The 14,853-nt window shown below is 60.0% G+C and carries 13 protein-coding genes; 5 read left to right on the top strand and 8 right to left on the bottom strand.

Annotated elements, in window-relative coordinates; genetic code table 11:
• The gene (locus C9413_RS04940; protein ID WP_039843787.1) at nt 1-825 is read right to left on the bottom strand and encodes an NmrA family NAD(P)-binding protein; all 825 of its coding nucleotides are present in this window, start codon (nt 823-825) and stop codon (nt 1-3) included.
• Nucleotides 826-921: 96 nt separating this feature from the next.
• Between C9413_RS04940 and C9413_RS04935 the strand changes: the two genes are divergently transcribed.
• Complete coding sequence (locus C9413_RS04935; protein WP_039843788.1) at nt 922-1,587, top strand: TetR/AcrR family transcriptional regulator; 666 nt, start codon at nt 922-924, stop codon at nt 1,585-1,587.
• On the opposite strand, the gene C9413_RS04930 is transcribed toward C9413_RS04935, so the two are convergent.
• The gene (locus C9413_RS04930; protein WP_039843789.1) at nt 1,584-2,855 is read right to left on the bottom strand and encodes an MgtC/SapB family protein; all 1,272 of its coding nucleotides are present in this window, start codon (nt 2,853-2,855) and stop codon (nt 1,584-1,586) included. The genes C9413_RS04935 and C9413_RS04930 overlap by 4 nt on opposite strands.
• A 154-nt stretch (nt 2,856-3,009) precedes the next feature.
• Here C9413_RS04930 and C9413_RS04925 point away from each other — a divergent pair, with 154 nt between their 5' ends.
• Together C9413_RS04925 and C9413_RS04920 are read left to right on the top strand one after the other, a co-directional pair.
• A complete protein-coding gene (locus C9413_RS04925; RefSeq protein ID WP_039846599.1) occupies nt 3,010-3,699 on the top strand; it encodes an orotate phosphoribosyltransferase in 690 nt (229 codons plus the stop codon).
• Nucleotides 3,700-3,790: 91 nt separating this feature from the next.
• Nucleotides 3,791-4,717: a carbohydrate kinase gene (locus tag C9413_RS04920; RefSeq protein WP_039843790.1), complete on the top strand. Its 927-nt coding sequence runs from the start codon at nt 3,791-3,793 to the stop codon at nt 4,715-4,717.
• Nucleotide 4,718: 1 nt separating this feature from the next.
• On the opposite strand, the gene C9413_RS04915 is transcribed toward C9413_RS04920, so the two are convergent.
• Complete coding sequence (locus tag C9413_RS04915) at nt 4,719-5,522, bottom strand: alpha/beta hydrolase (protein ID WP_039843791.1); 804 nt, start codon at nt 5,520-5,522, stop codon at nt 4,719-4,721.
• Between the two features lie 375 nt (nt 5,523-5,897).
• Here C9413_RS04915 and C9413_RS04910 point away from each other — a divergent pair, with 375 nt between their 5' ends.
• Complete coding sequence (locus tag C9413_RS04910; protein ID WP_170250237.1) at nt 5,898-6,911, top strand: PQQ-dependent sugar dehydrogenase; 1,014 nt, start codon at nt 5,898-5,900, stop codon at nt 6,909-6,911.
• Nucleotides 6,912-7,220: 309 nt separating this feature from the next.
• On the opposite strand, the gene pgi is transcribed toward C9413_RS04910, so the two are convergent.
• Together pgi and C9413_RS04900 are read right to left on the bottom strand one after the other, a co-directional pair.
• Nucleotides 7,221-8,846 (bottom strand): glucose-6-phosphate isomerase, encoded by a 1,626-nt coding sequence (gene pgi / locus C9413_RS04905; RefSeq protein ID WP_170250236.1) that lies wholly within the window; start codon nt 8,844-8,846, stop codon nt 7,221-7,223.
• Between the two features lie 138 nt (nt 8,847-8,984).
• A complete protein-coding gene (locus C9413_RS04900; RefSeq protein WP_039843793.1) occupies nt 8,985-10,685 on the bottom strand; it encodes a long-chain fatty acid--CoA ligase in 1,701 nt (566 codons plus the stop codon).
• Nucleotides 10,686-10,915: 230 nt separating this feature from the next.
• Between C9413_RS04900 and C9413_RS04895 the strand changes: the two genes are divergently transcribed.
• A complete protein-coding gene (locus C9413_RS04895) occupies nt 10,916-11,308 on the top strand; it encodes a PRC-barrel domain-containing protein (protein WP_039843794.1) in 393 nt (130 codons plus the stop codon).
• A gap of 58 nt (nt 11,309-11,366) precedes the next feature.
• Here the strand turns inward: C9413_RS04895 and C9413_RS04890 are convergent, their stop codons facing one another.
• The 3 genes from C9413_RS04890 to C9413_RS04880 all read right to left on the bottom strand — a co-directional run.
• Nucleotides 11,367-13,814: a glycoside hydrolase family 2 protein gene (locus C9413_RS04890; RefSeq protein ID WP_170250235.1), complete on the bottom strand. Its 2,448-nt coding sequence runs from the start codon at nt 13,812-13,814 to the stop codon at nt 11,367-11,369.
• A gap of 10 nt (nt 13,815-13,824) precedes the next feature.
• On the bottom strand, nt 13,825-14,220 hold the full coding sequence (locus tag C9413_RS04885) for a VOC family protein (RefSeq protein ID WP_039843796.1): 396 nt from the start codon (nt 14,218-14,220) through the stop codon (nt 13,825-13,827).
• A gap of 47 nt (nt 14,221-14,267) precedes the next feature.
• A partial coding sequence (locus C9413_RS04880; RefSeq protein ID WP_246703696.1) for an ABC transporter permease occupies nt 14,268-14,853 on the bottom strand: 586 nt, incomplete at its 5' end.

Raw genomic sequence — 14,853 nt, 5'->3', positions numbered from 1 at the left:
TCATGTTCCCCAGATGCCGGTCTCCGCGGTTTCGCGGGCATATTGGCTGAAGTTTTTCGGCGGCCGCCCGAGGATTTCCGCAACACCGTTCATGACGCGCGAGTTGCGGCCGTCGAGAACCTTGCCGAAGAGCTCCTCAAGAAGATCGATCGTTTCTGTCGGCAGGTCGGCCGAAGAGAGTCCGCCCTTGAAGTCTTCCATGGAAACCTGGCGGTAGCGGATCGCCCGGCCGGTCGCCGTCGCGATCTCCGATACCGCATCCCGGAAGGTAAGCGCGCTTGGCCCGGTCAATTCGTAGATTTTGCCGAGGTGACGCTGATCGAGGAGCGCGGTAACGGCAGCATCGGCGATATCGTCGGCATCGGTGAAGGGCTCCTTGACCTCACCTGCGGGCAGGATGAGTTCTCCCGCGGCGATCGAACCCTTAAACGCGCCTTCGCTGAAGTTCTGGCAGAACCAGGATGCTCGCAGGATCGTGTAGCCGATGCCGGCGGCCTTGAGCATCTCTTCGCTGCGCTCGGCACCGTCTTCACCGCGGCCGGAAAGCAGGACGATATGCCGCAAACCGCAATCGACGGCCGTCTTCGCTAAGGCGCCGATTGCAACGGCCGCCCAGGCGACGGCGAGATCGGGCTGAAAGGTGACGTATGCGCTGGTTGCGCCCTCAAGTGCCGCGGGCCAGGTCGCTCTATTCTCCCAATCAAAGGGGCGTGTGCTGGAGCGCGAAGCGAAGCGCGACCTGATTCCGCGCTCTTTGAGCCGGGAAGCGACGCGCCCGCCTGTTTTTCCCGCGCCGCCGACGAGGATGATTTCGGAATTCTGCATTTAACTGCTCCTCCCACAAAACAAGAGAAAATCTCTTATTTGCATAATGAGATAAACTCTCTTATTTTGTCCGTCAATAGAAAAATGGAGGGCCGAATGGCGGAATGGACCGTGGTCAGGCGTAAAAGAGAATTGCAATCGGCCGGTCAACCTCGACGCATCCCGCGCCAGCAGAGGGGTCGGGAACGCTTCGAGAAGATCTTGTCAGTGGCAGTGGAACTGATCGAAAAAAACGGCAGCGACGCCCTGAGGATGAGCGAAATCGTTGAAAAGGCCGAGCTTTCCTTCGGCGCTCTCTACCAGTATTTCCCCGACAAGAGCTCCATCATCCGGACGCTTGCCGAACGCTTCAACGAGCAGGGCAGGCACTGCGTAGAGGAAGAGCTGGCCAAGGTGACGAGCACCGAAACGCTGCAGCAGGCGCTCTGCAACATCGTCGATCAGTATTGCGATTTCTTCCGCAGAGAACCGGTCATGCGCGACATCTGGCATGCGACCCAGGCCGACAAGCTGCTGCAGCAGGTCGATGCCGAGGATATGGAATTCCACTCGAAAAGACTGTTCGAGGTCTTGGAAAAACTGTGGCCGGAGCGCGAAAAAGGCCAATTGCTGGCGATTGCGCGGCTGACGATGCATTTGCTTGCAGCAGCCGTGCGCTATTCGATCTCGCTCAGCGAACAGGAGGGGCGGACTGCGATCGCGCTCTACAAGAGAATGCTGCCGGTCGATATCGGCCGGCTTCTCGACAACCCGCCGTGTTAGTGAGGCATGAAGCTGCGGAGCATGAAATAGGCGATGCCTCCCATGGCAACCGCGACTGCCGACGCCAAACCCAAGGCGACACCATACTCCCGCGTACCGGCGGTGAAGGCCAGCACCGCCTTTGTCATGACATTGACGGCGACCGCGATCAGGATGACGTCGGCGGCGGTTTTGACATTGATCGCCGTGCCCATAAGGCGCGCCGTCGAAAGTGTGATGGCGTCCACATCGACCAGCCCGGAGATCGCGGCCACGGCGTAAAGCGCCGACGCGCCGATATAGTCGATTGCCATCTTCGATATCAGGCTGATCAACCCAAGCAGCGCGGCGAAAGAGAAGACCATGCGAAGTTCGAACGGGTTCTTCAGCTCAATTTCCGGCACCTCTCTCGCGGAGCCGGAACGCCAGACCCAGAAGAAGCCGGCAATCAGAAAGCCGATGATCGCCGGGATCAGGCCGGCTGCAAGCGGAGCAAGCAAGTCGAATGACAAGGCGCTGCCGATGACAAGAACACGGGCAAAGGACAAGGCGCCGGCAACAGCCGCTCCGGCCGCCAGATGTGTCGAACCCTGAGGCGCCTGCTTGGAGTAACGGGCGAACGAGAGCGTCAGCGCAGTGGAGGAAACCAATCCCCCGGCTGCACCTGCAAGCAGAATGCCCCGATTCGTGCCCGTCAGCTTGATGGCGAGATAGCCGGCAAAGGAAAGTGCTGCGATGGTAATTGTCAGCACCCAAAGGGAGAAAGGGTTGAGCGCGCCCCAAGGGTCGAGTGGCCTGTCGGGAAGCAACGGAAGAGCAACCACGGTCATGGCAAGCAGCACCAGCGCAGAGCGAAGTTCCGGCCAGGTCATACCTCTCAGAAAGCCATGCAGGCTGTGGCGCGCCGCAAGAATTATGGTCATCACGACGCCGCTTGCAGCCGCAGTCACGATGTCACCGACAGCGGCGAGAACGCCAAGCCCGAAAACCGCAAGCGCAGCCACGACCGAGGTGATGCTGTAGTCTTCGTCTTCCTGGGTCTCCAGCCAATTCCCGGCAACATAGACGAGGCCAAGCAGTGCCGCGATCGTGGCCGGCAGGAAGGGGCCGATCAGCGAATGCAGCGTCCCGGCTATTCCGCCGAGAAAACCAGTGAGGGCGAATGTGCGGATACCTGCTGTCCTGCCGCCCGCCCGGACGTCGCGCTCCTGCCAGCCCCGCTCGACGCCGACAAGCAGGCCAATCGCAAGCGCCACACCGAGACGCTGAAAGATTTCGATATGTTCCATGATCTTACGATATTCCTGTCATGCCCTTGCACAATCAGAAATGTTTGAAAGAGTTGACGCATTCGTTGCTATTCTTGATGCCGGACCCTCGCAGTTCTGGAATCTTTTCGCGCTTGCTGCTATTGCCGCATGGATTTATGCGAAGGAGAGAGCGATGATCCACACGACATTTCCCGACCGCGCCATCATGGCCGAACTGGTGGCGAAGATGCTCTGGGAGATCAGGGCGGTCCATTTCAACGCCGCCCAGCCCTACAAGCTCTCCTCCGGCATGGCGAGTCCGGTCTATATCGATTGCCGCAAGCTGCTCTCGTTCCCGCGAATCCGTTCCACGGTGATGGATTTCGCCGCAGGCGTCGTCCTTCGTGACGCCGGTTTCGAGCAGTTCGATTGCATTGCCGGCGGCGAGACGGCGGGGATTCCCTTCGCCGCGTTGCTTGCCGATCGTCTCGGCCTGCCGATGATCTATGTGCGCAAACAGCCGAAGGGCCATGGCCGCAATGCGCAGATCGAGGGCAATATGCCGGAAGGTTCGCGCGTCCTTGTCATCGAAGATCTGACGACGGCCGGCGGCAGCATGTTCAAGTTCATCGATGCCATCCGCGCGGCTGGCGGCATTGTTGATCACGGCATTGCACTCTTCTACTACGGTATCTTTGACGAAGGCGCGCTGCGCTTTGCTGATGGGAAGGTGAAGCTGCATTACATCGCTACCTGGCGTGACGTTCTGGCTGTTGCGAAAGCGCAGGAGCTTTTCGACGAGAAGACGCTCAGCGAAGTGGAAGCCTTCCTCGACGCGCCGCTCGCCTGGTCGGGCCGCAACGGCGGCGTTTCGTCGCTTTAAGGCCAGATAGGCAAAGTGCGGCTTTGCTTTTGCCACGAAATTATCTAATCGATTTGAAGACCGAAATTCACCGATACGTTGGGAGGCCGGAATGATTTTGTGCTGTGGCGAAGCGTTGATCGACATGCTGCCGCGGGAGACGACTCTCGGCGAGAAGAGCTTCGCGCCCTATGCCGGCGGAGCGATCTTCAACACGGCGATTGCGCTCGGCAGGCTCGGCGTTCCGACGTCCTTCTTTACCGGCATCGCCGATGACATGATGGGCGATATCCTGCGCGAGACGCTGGTCGCCAGCAATGTCGATTTCAGCCTTTGCGCCATATCGCCCCGCCCGTCGACGCTCGCATTCGTTAAACTGGTGAAAGGTCAGGCGACTTATGCCTTCTACGATGAAGGCACGGCCGGCCGCATGATCACCACAGACGACCTTCCGGTCCTCGCAGACGATTGTGAGGCGCTACATTTCGGCGCCATCAGCCTGATCCCCAGTCCCTGCGGCGAGACGTACGAGACGCTACTCGATCGAGAAGCCGGAAAGCGCGTCATCTCGCTCGATCCGAACATCCGCCCCGGCTTCATCAAGAACAAGGAAGCCCACATGGCGCGCATCAAGCGCATGGTGGCGAAATCCGATATCGTCAAGTTTTCCGACGAGGATCTCGAATGGTTTGGCCTTGAAGGCAGCCATGACGATCTGGCGGCCCACTGGCTGAAGCATGGCGCCAAGCTCGTCGTCATCACCAAGGGCGCGGAAGGCGCGTCGGGCTACACCAAGGATCGCAAGGTCGTTGTGCCGAGCCAGCGCGTCACCGTGGTCGACACGGTTGGTGCGGGCGATACATTCGATGCGGGCATCCTCGCTTCGCTGAAGATGGACAATCTGCTGACCAAGGCGCAGGTTGCCTCCCTCAACGAAAAGGCGCTGCACAACGCTCTGTCGCTTGGAGCAAAGGCCGCGGCCGTCACCGTTTCGCGCGCCGGCGCCAATCCGCCCTGGGCGCACGAAATCGGCCTTTGAGCTACGCAAGCCGATCAAGAAAGCCGAGTACCTCGCGATTGAAGTGCTCGGGCCGCTGCAATGGCGCGAAGTGGCTGACCTCGGGCAGCAGGATGAGCTCCGCATCTGGGATGTTGCGCGCGAGATAGTCGGCATGCTCGGGTTTGATGAATTCGTCGCGCTCACCCAGCACGACCGCGACTGGCACCTTGATCCGCGCGAGATCGCTCGCTGTGTAGTTGGGCTCGGTCGCCATCATCCTGCTGACGTCCTGAACAAAGGCATCGAACTGATCGGGTGTTGCCGATAGTGCCTGATAGTCCTTCCGGTGTCGGCTGAAGCAGCGATCGATGACGGGTGTCGCGACAAACTCTTTCGTGCCGCTCGGATCCATATTGCACGCGAAGAAGAAGACACCACAGACGCGGTCCGGATGCTGATCGGCAAGGATGAGTGCCGTGCAGGCGCCATCACTCCAGCCGACGAGCGCTGCTTTGGCGAGCTCTAAATGATCCATGATTGCCAGAACGTCCGTCGCCATCAACTCGTACTCATATGGCTGGCTATAGCGCGTGCTGCGGCCATGCCCACGGCTGTCGATGACCACAACCTTCCGGCCGGACTCGATCAATGCCGGCACTTGGTAGCCCCAATTGCCGCTGTTACCAAGCCCGCCATGCAGCAGGATCACCGCAGGGCCGTTCCCGTAAGTCGCGTAAAAGATTTTGGCACCGTCATGCTCGATGAAACCTGCGGCTGCCGCCGTCGGCAGCGGTGGCGCGCCTTCTGCCTCAAAAATCTTGAGCTCGTCATCCGTCACATTCATCCGGCTCTCCCTTCCTGGTACAGACGATCAGATGTGGCGCGTTTCGACAGCTTCAAATGAAAATCACAGATCCCACCCGATATCTTGAGGCACGATCCGAGAGCGTCGGGATCGTCGAACGTCAGACGATGTGTCAAAGGGAGAATTAGGCGGTAAGATAAGACAAGCAATCTAAAGGGCAAACTTCCTTTCCAAGCTGGCCCCTGACGTTCTCGTCGGCGCAACAGGCAGCTCTAGAGCGCTTCGCCACGCCCGCGGCCGAGCCGCCCATCAACCCAGTAGATCACTTCGCCGTGAGGCCTGGACTCCGTCTTGAAACGAAATTAAGCCGCTCCAATTCCTTCCGGCAATTCAGCTTGTATTCGGAGGGCGCCGATGAACGTCTTTTCCCCTAAAGCCGGATTTCTCTCTGCTAGAATTGGATTTCTCGCGCTCGCCTCCGTCGCGACTGTCGCCTCCGGCGTGGCCTTTGGCCCGGCGCGGGCCGAGCTGCTCGCACGTGTTCCGGCGGCGCGCGAAATGGCGGTTTGCGGCGACATATTGTTCGTTGGAACCAAAGGTTCCTCGGTCTATGCCGTGCCATTGTCCGGCGGTCGCGCCCGGCCGGTCGCTTCGGGATTCTCCGCTCCCAACGGGGTCGCATGTTCCCGTGGTCGTTTGTTCGTTGCTTCGAGGAACAGCGTAACCGCGTTCAACATCGGGCGTGGGGGCGCTCTGAGCGGTAGGCGTGATATTCGTCGAGACTTGCCGAATTCGGGAGCTCACAGTTTTCGCTATATCGCCGTCGGTCCCGATTCCCGGCTCTATGTCTCGTTGGGATCGCCCTGCAACATTTGCTTGCCGCGCGGGCTGCAAGGCACGATCGTCAGCATGGACCAGGACGGGTCAGACCTTCGACGAGTGGCCTGGGGTGTGCGCAATTCGGTCGGCTTCGACTGGCGAGGCGGCACGATGTTCTTTACCGACAACGGCGCCGACCGCATGGGCGACGATATCCCACCAGACGAGCTGAACGCGCTGCGGCCCGGCGGCTTTTACGGCTTTCCCTTTTTCGGAGGCCAGGTTCGGCTCAAAGGGTTCGAGGACGCGCCGCCGCCCGCGCGGCAGATTTCGCCCGTCTTCAACTTTCAGGCGCATGTCGCAACCTTGGGAATCCATTTCTTCCGCAGCCTCGGCGGCGACGCCCTGGTTGCCGAGCACGGCAGTTGGGACAGGTCTGTTCCGGTCGGCCGTCAGGTAGTGCGGGTGCGCTTCCAAGGGGCGCGCCCCGTCTCGGCGACGACTTTCGCCAGAGGCGTCGGACGGCACGGGGACGTCAAGGAAGCGCCGGCCGGGTCCCTCCTAATATCCGACGACGCCGGAGGCGCTATTTACGTCCTCCGGCGGTGACGTCCGAGGGTTCTTCGAGGAACTCGCTTCAGGTTAACGGCATGGTTGGTCGGATGAGCGTTTCGAGGTAGGTAGTCGGATTCAGGATTGGCGAGCTTGCCGCGAACTGCGAGACGCTGCGAGAGCCTACCGACACCGGTTGCGCATTGCGCCTTATGCGACGCTGAACGATGGTCCGTTCGGTGAACATGTTCTCTTTCCGTGTTTCGAATAACGCCGGGCCTGCTATCGAGATACCTCCCCACATCCGCTGGGACGAGGATCCGACAGCCATTGTTAAGGGGCGTAACCCGAAGGATCCGAGGGATCTTACGTGGCAAGCTTCGCCAATGCTGCAACAAGCCCTTGGGTCGAGCTATCGTGTCCTGCCGCGCTCTCCGTGCCTTCAATGACCGGCAGCAGGCCGGTCGCCAGTTCCTTGCCGAGCTCGACCCCCCACTGGTCGAAGGAGTTGATGCGGAAGAGCACGCCTTCTACGAATACGCGATGTTCGTAGAGCGCAATCAGGCGGCCGAGCGCATAGGGTGTCAGCTTGTCATAAACGAAGGTTATCGATGGCCGGTTGCCGGTGAAGACCCGGTGCGGCGCGATGAAATCGGCCTGCTTGTCGTCCATCCCCTTGGCCGTGAGCTGCGCTTTGGCTTCCTCGAAAGTCCGGCCCTTCATGAGCGCTTCGGACTGTGCCAGGCAATTGGCCATCAGCAAATGATGCTGGTGGCGCAGTTCCGGCTCGAAGGCGTTGGCGGCGATCATGAATTCCCCGGGAATAATGCTCGTTCCCTGGTGGATGAGTTGGAAGAATGCGTGCTGGCCGTTGGTCCCAGGCTCGCCCCAGACAACCGGGCCGGAATTGCTCTCGACCGGGGTGCCGTCGATCGTCACGCCCTTGCCGTTGGATTCCATGTCGAGCTGCTGCAGGTAGGCCGGGAAACGCGAGAGGCGCTGGTCGTAGGGCAGGATCGCACGGGTGGGATAACCCAGCACATTGCGATGGTAAAAGCCGATGAGGCCGAGCAGCATCGGCAGGTTTTCGGTAACCGGAGCCTTACGGAAATGGTTGTCCATTGCATGCGCACCGTCGAGGAACTTGCCGAAGTTCTCCGATCCGATCGCGATCATCAGCGGAAGGCCGATGGCCGACCAGATGGAATAGCGGCCACCGACCCAATCCCAGAAGCCGAAGACGCGTTCGCTCGCGATGCCGAAGGCGGCGACCTTGTCGAGCGCCGTCGAAACGGCCGCGAAATGGTGCTGCACCGCAGCCTCACCCAGCGCCTTGGCGATGAAGTTGCGCGCCGTCTGCGCATTGGTCATCGTCTCGATCGTCGTGAAGGTCTTCGAGGCAATGATGAAGAGCGTCGTTTCCGGCTGAACCTGCTTCAGGATGTCGGCGATATGGGCGCCGTCGATGTTGGAGACGAAATGCGCGCGCGGGCCATCATGGAAGGGCGCGAGCGCCAGGGTCGCCATGACCGGGCCGAGGTCCGAGCCGCCGATCCCGATATTGATGACGTCGGTGATCTGCTTGCCCGTCGCGCCCTTCAGCGCGCCGGAGCGGATGCCGTCGGCGAACTTGCCCATGGCGGTGAGAACACCGTTGACATCCGGCATCACATCCTTGCCGTCGACCAGCACCGCCGTATTGGAGCGGTTGCGAAGCGCAGTGTGTAGAACGGCGCGATCTTCTGTGAAGTTGATCGCCTTGCCAGAAAACATTTCCTCGCGCTTCTTCTCCACACCGCCTTCTCCTGCGAGCTTGACAAGAAGCGCCAGGATTTCGTCGTTCACGGCGGTCTTTGAATAGTCCATCAAAAGGTCGTCGAGCGAGGCGGTGAAGCGCGAGAAGCGCTGCGGATCGGCGGCGAAGGCGTCGCGGATATCGGTTGCCTTCGTGGCGGCCGCAGTGCTCTTCAGCTGTTCGACGATGACATTCATGGGAGGCTCCTTGAAGGCGGAAAGGGTTGCGGAAACTATTCGCTTTGTAGGGCGTAAATCAAGTTCAGCCACCGCCGGAATGCAAAAAAGCCACCCGCGCGCAGGCGGATGGCTTCAAATTCCATGCGGGTGTTAAAATCAGCCGCGCAGGTCCTTGCGCAGAATCTTGCCGACCGGCGATTTCGGCAATTCGGTGCGGAATTCGATATGGCGGGGACGCTTGTAGTTGGTGAGGTTGGCGGCACAATGGGCCCTCACATCGGCCTCGGTCAGCGCCAGGTCCTTCCGCACCACGAAGAGTTTCACCGCTTCGCCGGAATGGCCATCCGGCACGCCGATCGCGGCGGCCTCGATGATGCCCGGGTGCATGGCGGCGACTTCCTCGATCTCGTTTGGATAGACGTTGAAACCGGAAACCAGGATCATGTCCTTCTTGCGGTCAACGATCTTGGTGTAGCCGCGCTCGTCCATGAAGCCCATGTCGCCACTGCGGAAAAAGCCGTCTGCCGTCATCACCTTCGCGGTCTCCTCCGGCTTCTGCCAGTAGCCGGCCATCACCTGCGGACCGCGGATGCAGATCTCGCCGATCTCGCCGAGCGGCAGGGAATTACCGTTTTCATCGCGGATGTCGATCTCGGTAGAGGGGAGAGGCAAGCCGATCGAGGCGGTGAATTCCGGTGAATCGAAGCGGTTGGCGGTTGCGACCGGCGAGGTCTCGGAAAGGCCGTAGCCCTCGGTGATATGCGAGCCCGTCATCTTCAGCCAGCGCTCGGCGACCGGCCGCTGCACCGCCATGCCGCCGCCGAGCGACATGATGAGCGAGGAGAAATCGAGCTTGGCGAAGTCGGCATTGTTCATCAGCGCGTTGAACAGCGTGTTAAGGCCGGGGAAGATATGGACGTTCGACTTGCCGAATTCTTTGACAAAGCCCGGAATGTCGCGCGGATTGGCGATCAGAATGTTGTGCGCGCCGAGAGACATGCCCATCAGCGAATTCACCGTCAGCGCGAAGATGTGATAAAGCGGCAGTGCGCACATGAAGTTGAGCACGTCCGGCTGCTTCTTGAGCTCGAAAGCGGATTTCAGCCAAAGCTGCAGCTGCCGTTTGTTGGCAAGCAGGTTCTGATGTGTCAGCACCGCACCCTTGGCTACACCTGTGGTGCCGCCGGTATATTGAAGGAAGGCGATATCGCTGCCATTAATGGCCGGCGGTTGCAGCGGTTTGCGCGCACCTTCGCCCAAGATCTGTTTGAATGTCTTGTGCTGCGGGATCGACCACGAGGGGACCAGCTTCTTCACCTTGCGGACGACGAAATTGACGATCAGTCCCTTTGGACCCAGCAATTCGCCAAGCGAAGTCACCACCACATGGCGCACATCGGTCTTTGCCAGCACCTGTTCGACCGTGCGGGCGAAGTTCTCCAGTACGAAGATCGCCTTGGCGCCTGAATCGCGCAGCTGGTGTTCCAGTTCGCGCGGCGTATAGAGTGGATTGACATTCACGACGACCAGGCCGGCGCGCAGGATGCCGTAGACCGCGATAGGGTTCTGCAGCACATTCGGCATCATCACGGCGACCCGATCGCCTTTCTGAAGACCGATGCTCTGGAGCCAGGCTGCGACCTTGCGCGTCTGCTCTCCGAGCTCCCGATAGGTGAGCGTCTTGCCCATGCTCGAAAAGGCAACGCGGGTTGCATAGGTCGTGCAGGATTTGTCCAGCAGGTCCGCCAGCGAACCATGTTCCGGCGGCGGCAGTTCGGCCGGAACGATCGCGGGATAGGCGGCAAGCCAAGGCTTTTGCCGCTTCGAGCCACCTGGATGGACGGAAATGCTGCTCATCGTGTCTCTCTCCCCTATCCGGCAACGGATGCCGGTCTGCGGCTGCCGGTCGGATGATCCTCCATCCTCCGAAGGGCAGCTTATGCCAATGCTTGAACCGTTCAAGCTGGATTAGAGGTACACTAACTTTGACGTAAACGTCAACGCGCTTCCGCGCTCCGGTAACCTGGGAACTTTTGAGTCCGAAGACGCGTTGTATTTCCATGACTGACAGGTGAGGAGAAGCAGAAATGCTCAATGAAGAGGGTGATGTCAACCGCCGCGATCCCGATGTAAAGGATACTCCGTCGCTGATTGCAAGTGACCGCGTTGAAGGCACTCGTGTCTATGGCGCCGATGGCAAGCACATCGGCTCGATCGAGCGCCTGATCATCGGAAAGCAGGACGGCCGCGTGGCCTATGCCGTGATGAGCTTTGGCGGCTTCCTGGGTATCGGCAACGACCACTATCCGCTGCCCTGGGAAAAGCTGAACTACGACACGCAGCTTGACGGATACCGTATCGATCTCACGAAGGAGGAGATCGAAAACGCGCCGAGCTACGCGGACGATGACGACAACTGGTACAACGATAACAGCCGCCGGATCTATGACTACTACGGCGTGCCACCTTACTGGATGTAACGTCGTTCGCGCGAACGAGCCGGAAAGGGCCCCGCGGCTGGCGGGGCCTTTTTGGTGTCTACCAAAGGAGATCGTTGGCCGAGCGAAGAACCACGCCCGGGACGATATCGTCCGAAGAGATTGGCCTCTTCGTGTTAAGTGTGAAAACGTGGCTCTCGCCCGGCAGCAGGGTGACAAGCATGGAACCTGCCACTGCAGTCGGATCGAGCCGGTCGGCCATCAGGCAAATATCCTTCAGAAAGCTTCTGGCCGTGACCTCCACCTCGCATCCGTCGACAACACGGGTAACTGCGACCTCGAACTGCGGCCTCGGCAGCTTCAAGTGGACATCCTCGACGAAATAGTGGAAGGCGCGTTTGTCGAGCATCTCTACGACGACCACCTCGTCATCAGCCGCAGCTGGAGTGGCGATGTCGTCCGGCAGGATAAATTCCTTGGATTCGAACCTGTCGCAGAGCAGTCGCCAGAATTCGAATTCGGCAAGTACCGTCCCGTCGAGCTTCACGCGTCTGCCGCTGATTTTCGACCGCCAGAAAAGCGTCCGCTCGTTGACTGCTATGGCGGCGAGCTTGTCTCCCCGCGGCTGGATCGTCAGCAGGCGCGGATCGAAAGCCTGTTGCAGGGCGTACCAGAGTGGCTTGCGCCGCCCCGCGGAATCGAGTGCGGACCAGGAGGTTACCGGCCAGCAATCGTTGAACTGCCAAACGACTGCACCTTTGCAGATGCTGCGATGCGAGCGCATATGCTCGACGGCGAAGCGGATCGCGCGCGCCTGGTTCAACTGTGTGGCAAAATGCCAGTCGGCCATCGTCTTCGGTATGGGCAAATGGCCGGCAAGGCCGCGGATCAGCCGCTCGTTGCCATGTGTCGCCTTTTGATGATGGAAGACGCCATGTGATTGCGGTGTCAGCGGATTGTCATGCACGTTTTCTTCGAGCGTCGCCCAACTCGGCGGCGCCTGCCAGCCGAATTCGGAGCAAAAGCGCGGGATGTAGTTGCGATAAACCTCGTAGCCGACGTCGTTCCACACATCCCAGATATGCTTGCAACCGTGTTCATCCGCATTGGGCGCGATATCCATCGTGCCGGAATAGGGACTACCGGGATAATAGGGCCGGTCGGGGTCGAGTTCGGCGCACAGCTTCGGGAGCAGATCGAGATAATAGCCAAGCCCCCAGGTAACGCCCTCCTTGATGATCGGCCGCCAGCCCCACTCGTCGAAGCCCCAGATATTCTCGTTATTGCCATTCCAGACGATGAGCGAAGCATGTGACATCAGCCGGACGACATTGTCACGTACCTCGGCTTCCACTTCGCTACGAAGCGGCTCTTCCTCCGGATAGGCAGCACAGGCAAAAAGAAAGTCTTGCCAGACCAGCATTCCGGCGCGATCGCAAGCCTCGTAGAATCCATCGCGCTCGAAAATGCCGCCGCCCCAGACGCGCAGCATATTGATGTTTGCTGCCTTCGCCTCGGCGATGCGCGAGACATAGCCGTGCGAAGTCACACGCGAGGGAAAGCAATCGTCGGGAATCCAGTTCGCGCCGCAGATGAAAAGCGGCACCTCGTTGACGATGAAAGTGAAGGCCGAGCCATGTGCGTCCGGCGCAGTATCCAGCCGGACGGAGCGAAAGCCGATTTCCTTGGAATAGCTATCGCGTAAGTCATCGTTTACGCTATCGCGCAACGCGATCTTCAGCGGATAGAGTGGCTGGGCGCCGAGATGATGCGGCCACCAAAGCTGCGGCGATGGAACGCGGATGTCGAAGCTGACCTCTCCGGCACCTTCCGCGATCTCGACCGCATGAAATACGCCCGCAATCTCGGCGTCGATCCTGCAGGCACCCGATGCGCCATGCTGCGTCAGCTTGGCATGGACCTTCACCAGGCCATCGCCACCTGCAAGCGTCGCCGATACCCGCGTCTCGAGGAGCCGTGCCCGATCCCAGCTTTCCAGTCGCACCGGCTTCCAAATCCCCGCAGTCACCAAGGTCGGTCCCCAGTCCCAGCCGAAATTGCAGGCCATCTTGCGCATCAGGTTGCCAGGCCCCGGATAATTGTTGGGCCGGTAGCCGTAACGCTTTTCCATCTCCGCACCGTGGGCATAGGCGGAATGGAAGGTGACGCTGAGTTCGTTGACGCCGGCCTTCAGCAAAGCTGAAACATCGAAGCGGTAGGTGCGATGCTGGTTGAAGGTTCGCGCCACCTCCTCGCCGTTCAATCGGATCGTCGCGATTGTATCCAACCCGTCGAAAACCAGCTCATGAACTTTGCGTTCATCAGGGGCGGCTTCGAAGCTGCAGCGATAAGTCCATTCCGTTTTGCCGATCCAGTCGCTGCTGATCTCGTTGACGTCGAGATAGGGGTCCGGGATCAGCCGGTTTGCCAGAAGGTCGAGATGCACGCAACCGGGAACGGCTGCGGGAATGAATTCGGGCAGTCCAAGACGCCCTGTATCGTTGCAGGAGAGCGTCCAGCCGCTGAGAAGTTCGGCTCTTTCGATCATGGGAGTGCTCTTAACGGAAACGACCGTGACGCTGCAGAACTTCGATCTTGTAGCCGTCGGGATCGGTGATGAAGAAGAAGAGGCCGAAGAGCTTGCCGTCGCGGTTGAGCTCGACAAGCTTGCCGGGATTGAGGCCGGCTTTCGTCAATCGCTCGTGTTCGACGGCGACCTCATCGACCGAAACGGCGAGGTGACCATAGCCGTTGCCGAGGTCATAGGATGCGGTACGGCCCTTGTTGATCGTCAGCTCCAGCTCGAATCCGGTCTCGGCATTGCTCATATAGATCAGCGTGAAGGTCTCGAAATCGACCCGATCGGCGACTGTCAGCCCCAAGACCTTGCTATAGAAATCGACGGAGCGCGCTTCGTCGAGTACGCGGATCATGGAGTGGATCATCTTTGCCAAGGCGGCCTCCCATTGCCGGTATTGCGGCAGCCTTGGTAGCTTTCCCGCTATGCGGGGCGCAAGCCTATTCTTTGCGTGCTCGCGCTTTCGATGAGGCCCAGAGCCTCGTGTCGAGTCACGGCCATCAGGCCGACGATGAGACCGCCTTGCAGGATGAAGGCTGTATTGTCGGAGATCAGGCCGGCGATGATGACCTCGCCAAGGCCTTTTGCCGCAACCGTCGAGCCGATCGTCGCCGTGCCGATATTGATGACGGTCGCGACCTTTAGTCCCTCAAGAATGAGCGGAAGCGCAAGCGGCAGTTCAACGCGCAAAAGCCGCTGTATCGCATCCATCCCCATGCCGTCAGCGGCATCAAGAACAGACGGCGAAACCTGACGCAATCCGGAGACGGTATTCTCGAAGATCGGCAGCAGGCCATAGAGAAAGAGAGCGATCAGCGTCGGAGCGGCGCCGAAGCCTGTGGCCGGAACGGCAAGCGCCAGCACGGCGACTGGCGGGAAGGTCTGCCCGGCCTTTGCGATCGCGCGGGAGAGCGGCAGGAGAAGCTCGCCCCTTTTCCCGGGCACGGACACGCCCGCCCGAACCACCCGGAATGCAGCTCCACGCCACGGGCAGGAGACCCACACCAGG

Origin of the sequence: Rhizobium sp. SEMIA 4085 (assembly GCF_013004495.1) — a bacterium.
GTDB classification, from domain to species: Bacteria; Pseudomonadota; Alphaproteobacteria; order Rhizobiales; family Rhizobiaceae; genus Rhizobium; species Rhizobium gallicum.
Note: the sequence above shows the minus strand (reverse complement) of the source record. Positions and strands in the feature narration are given on the sequence as shown.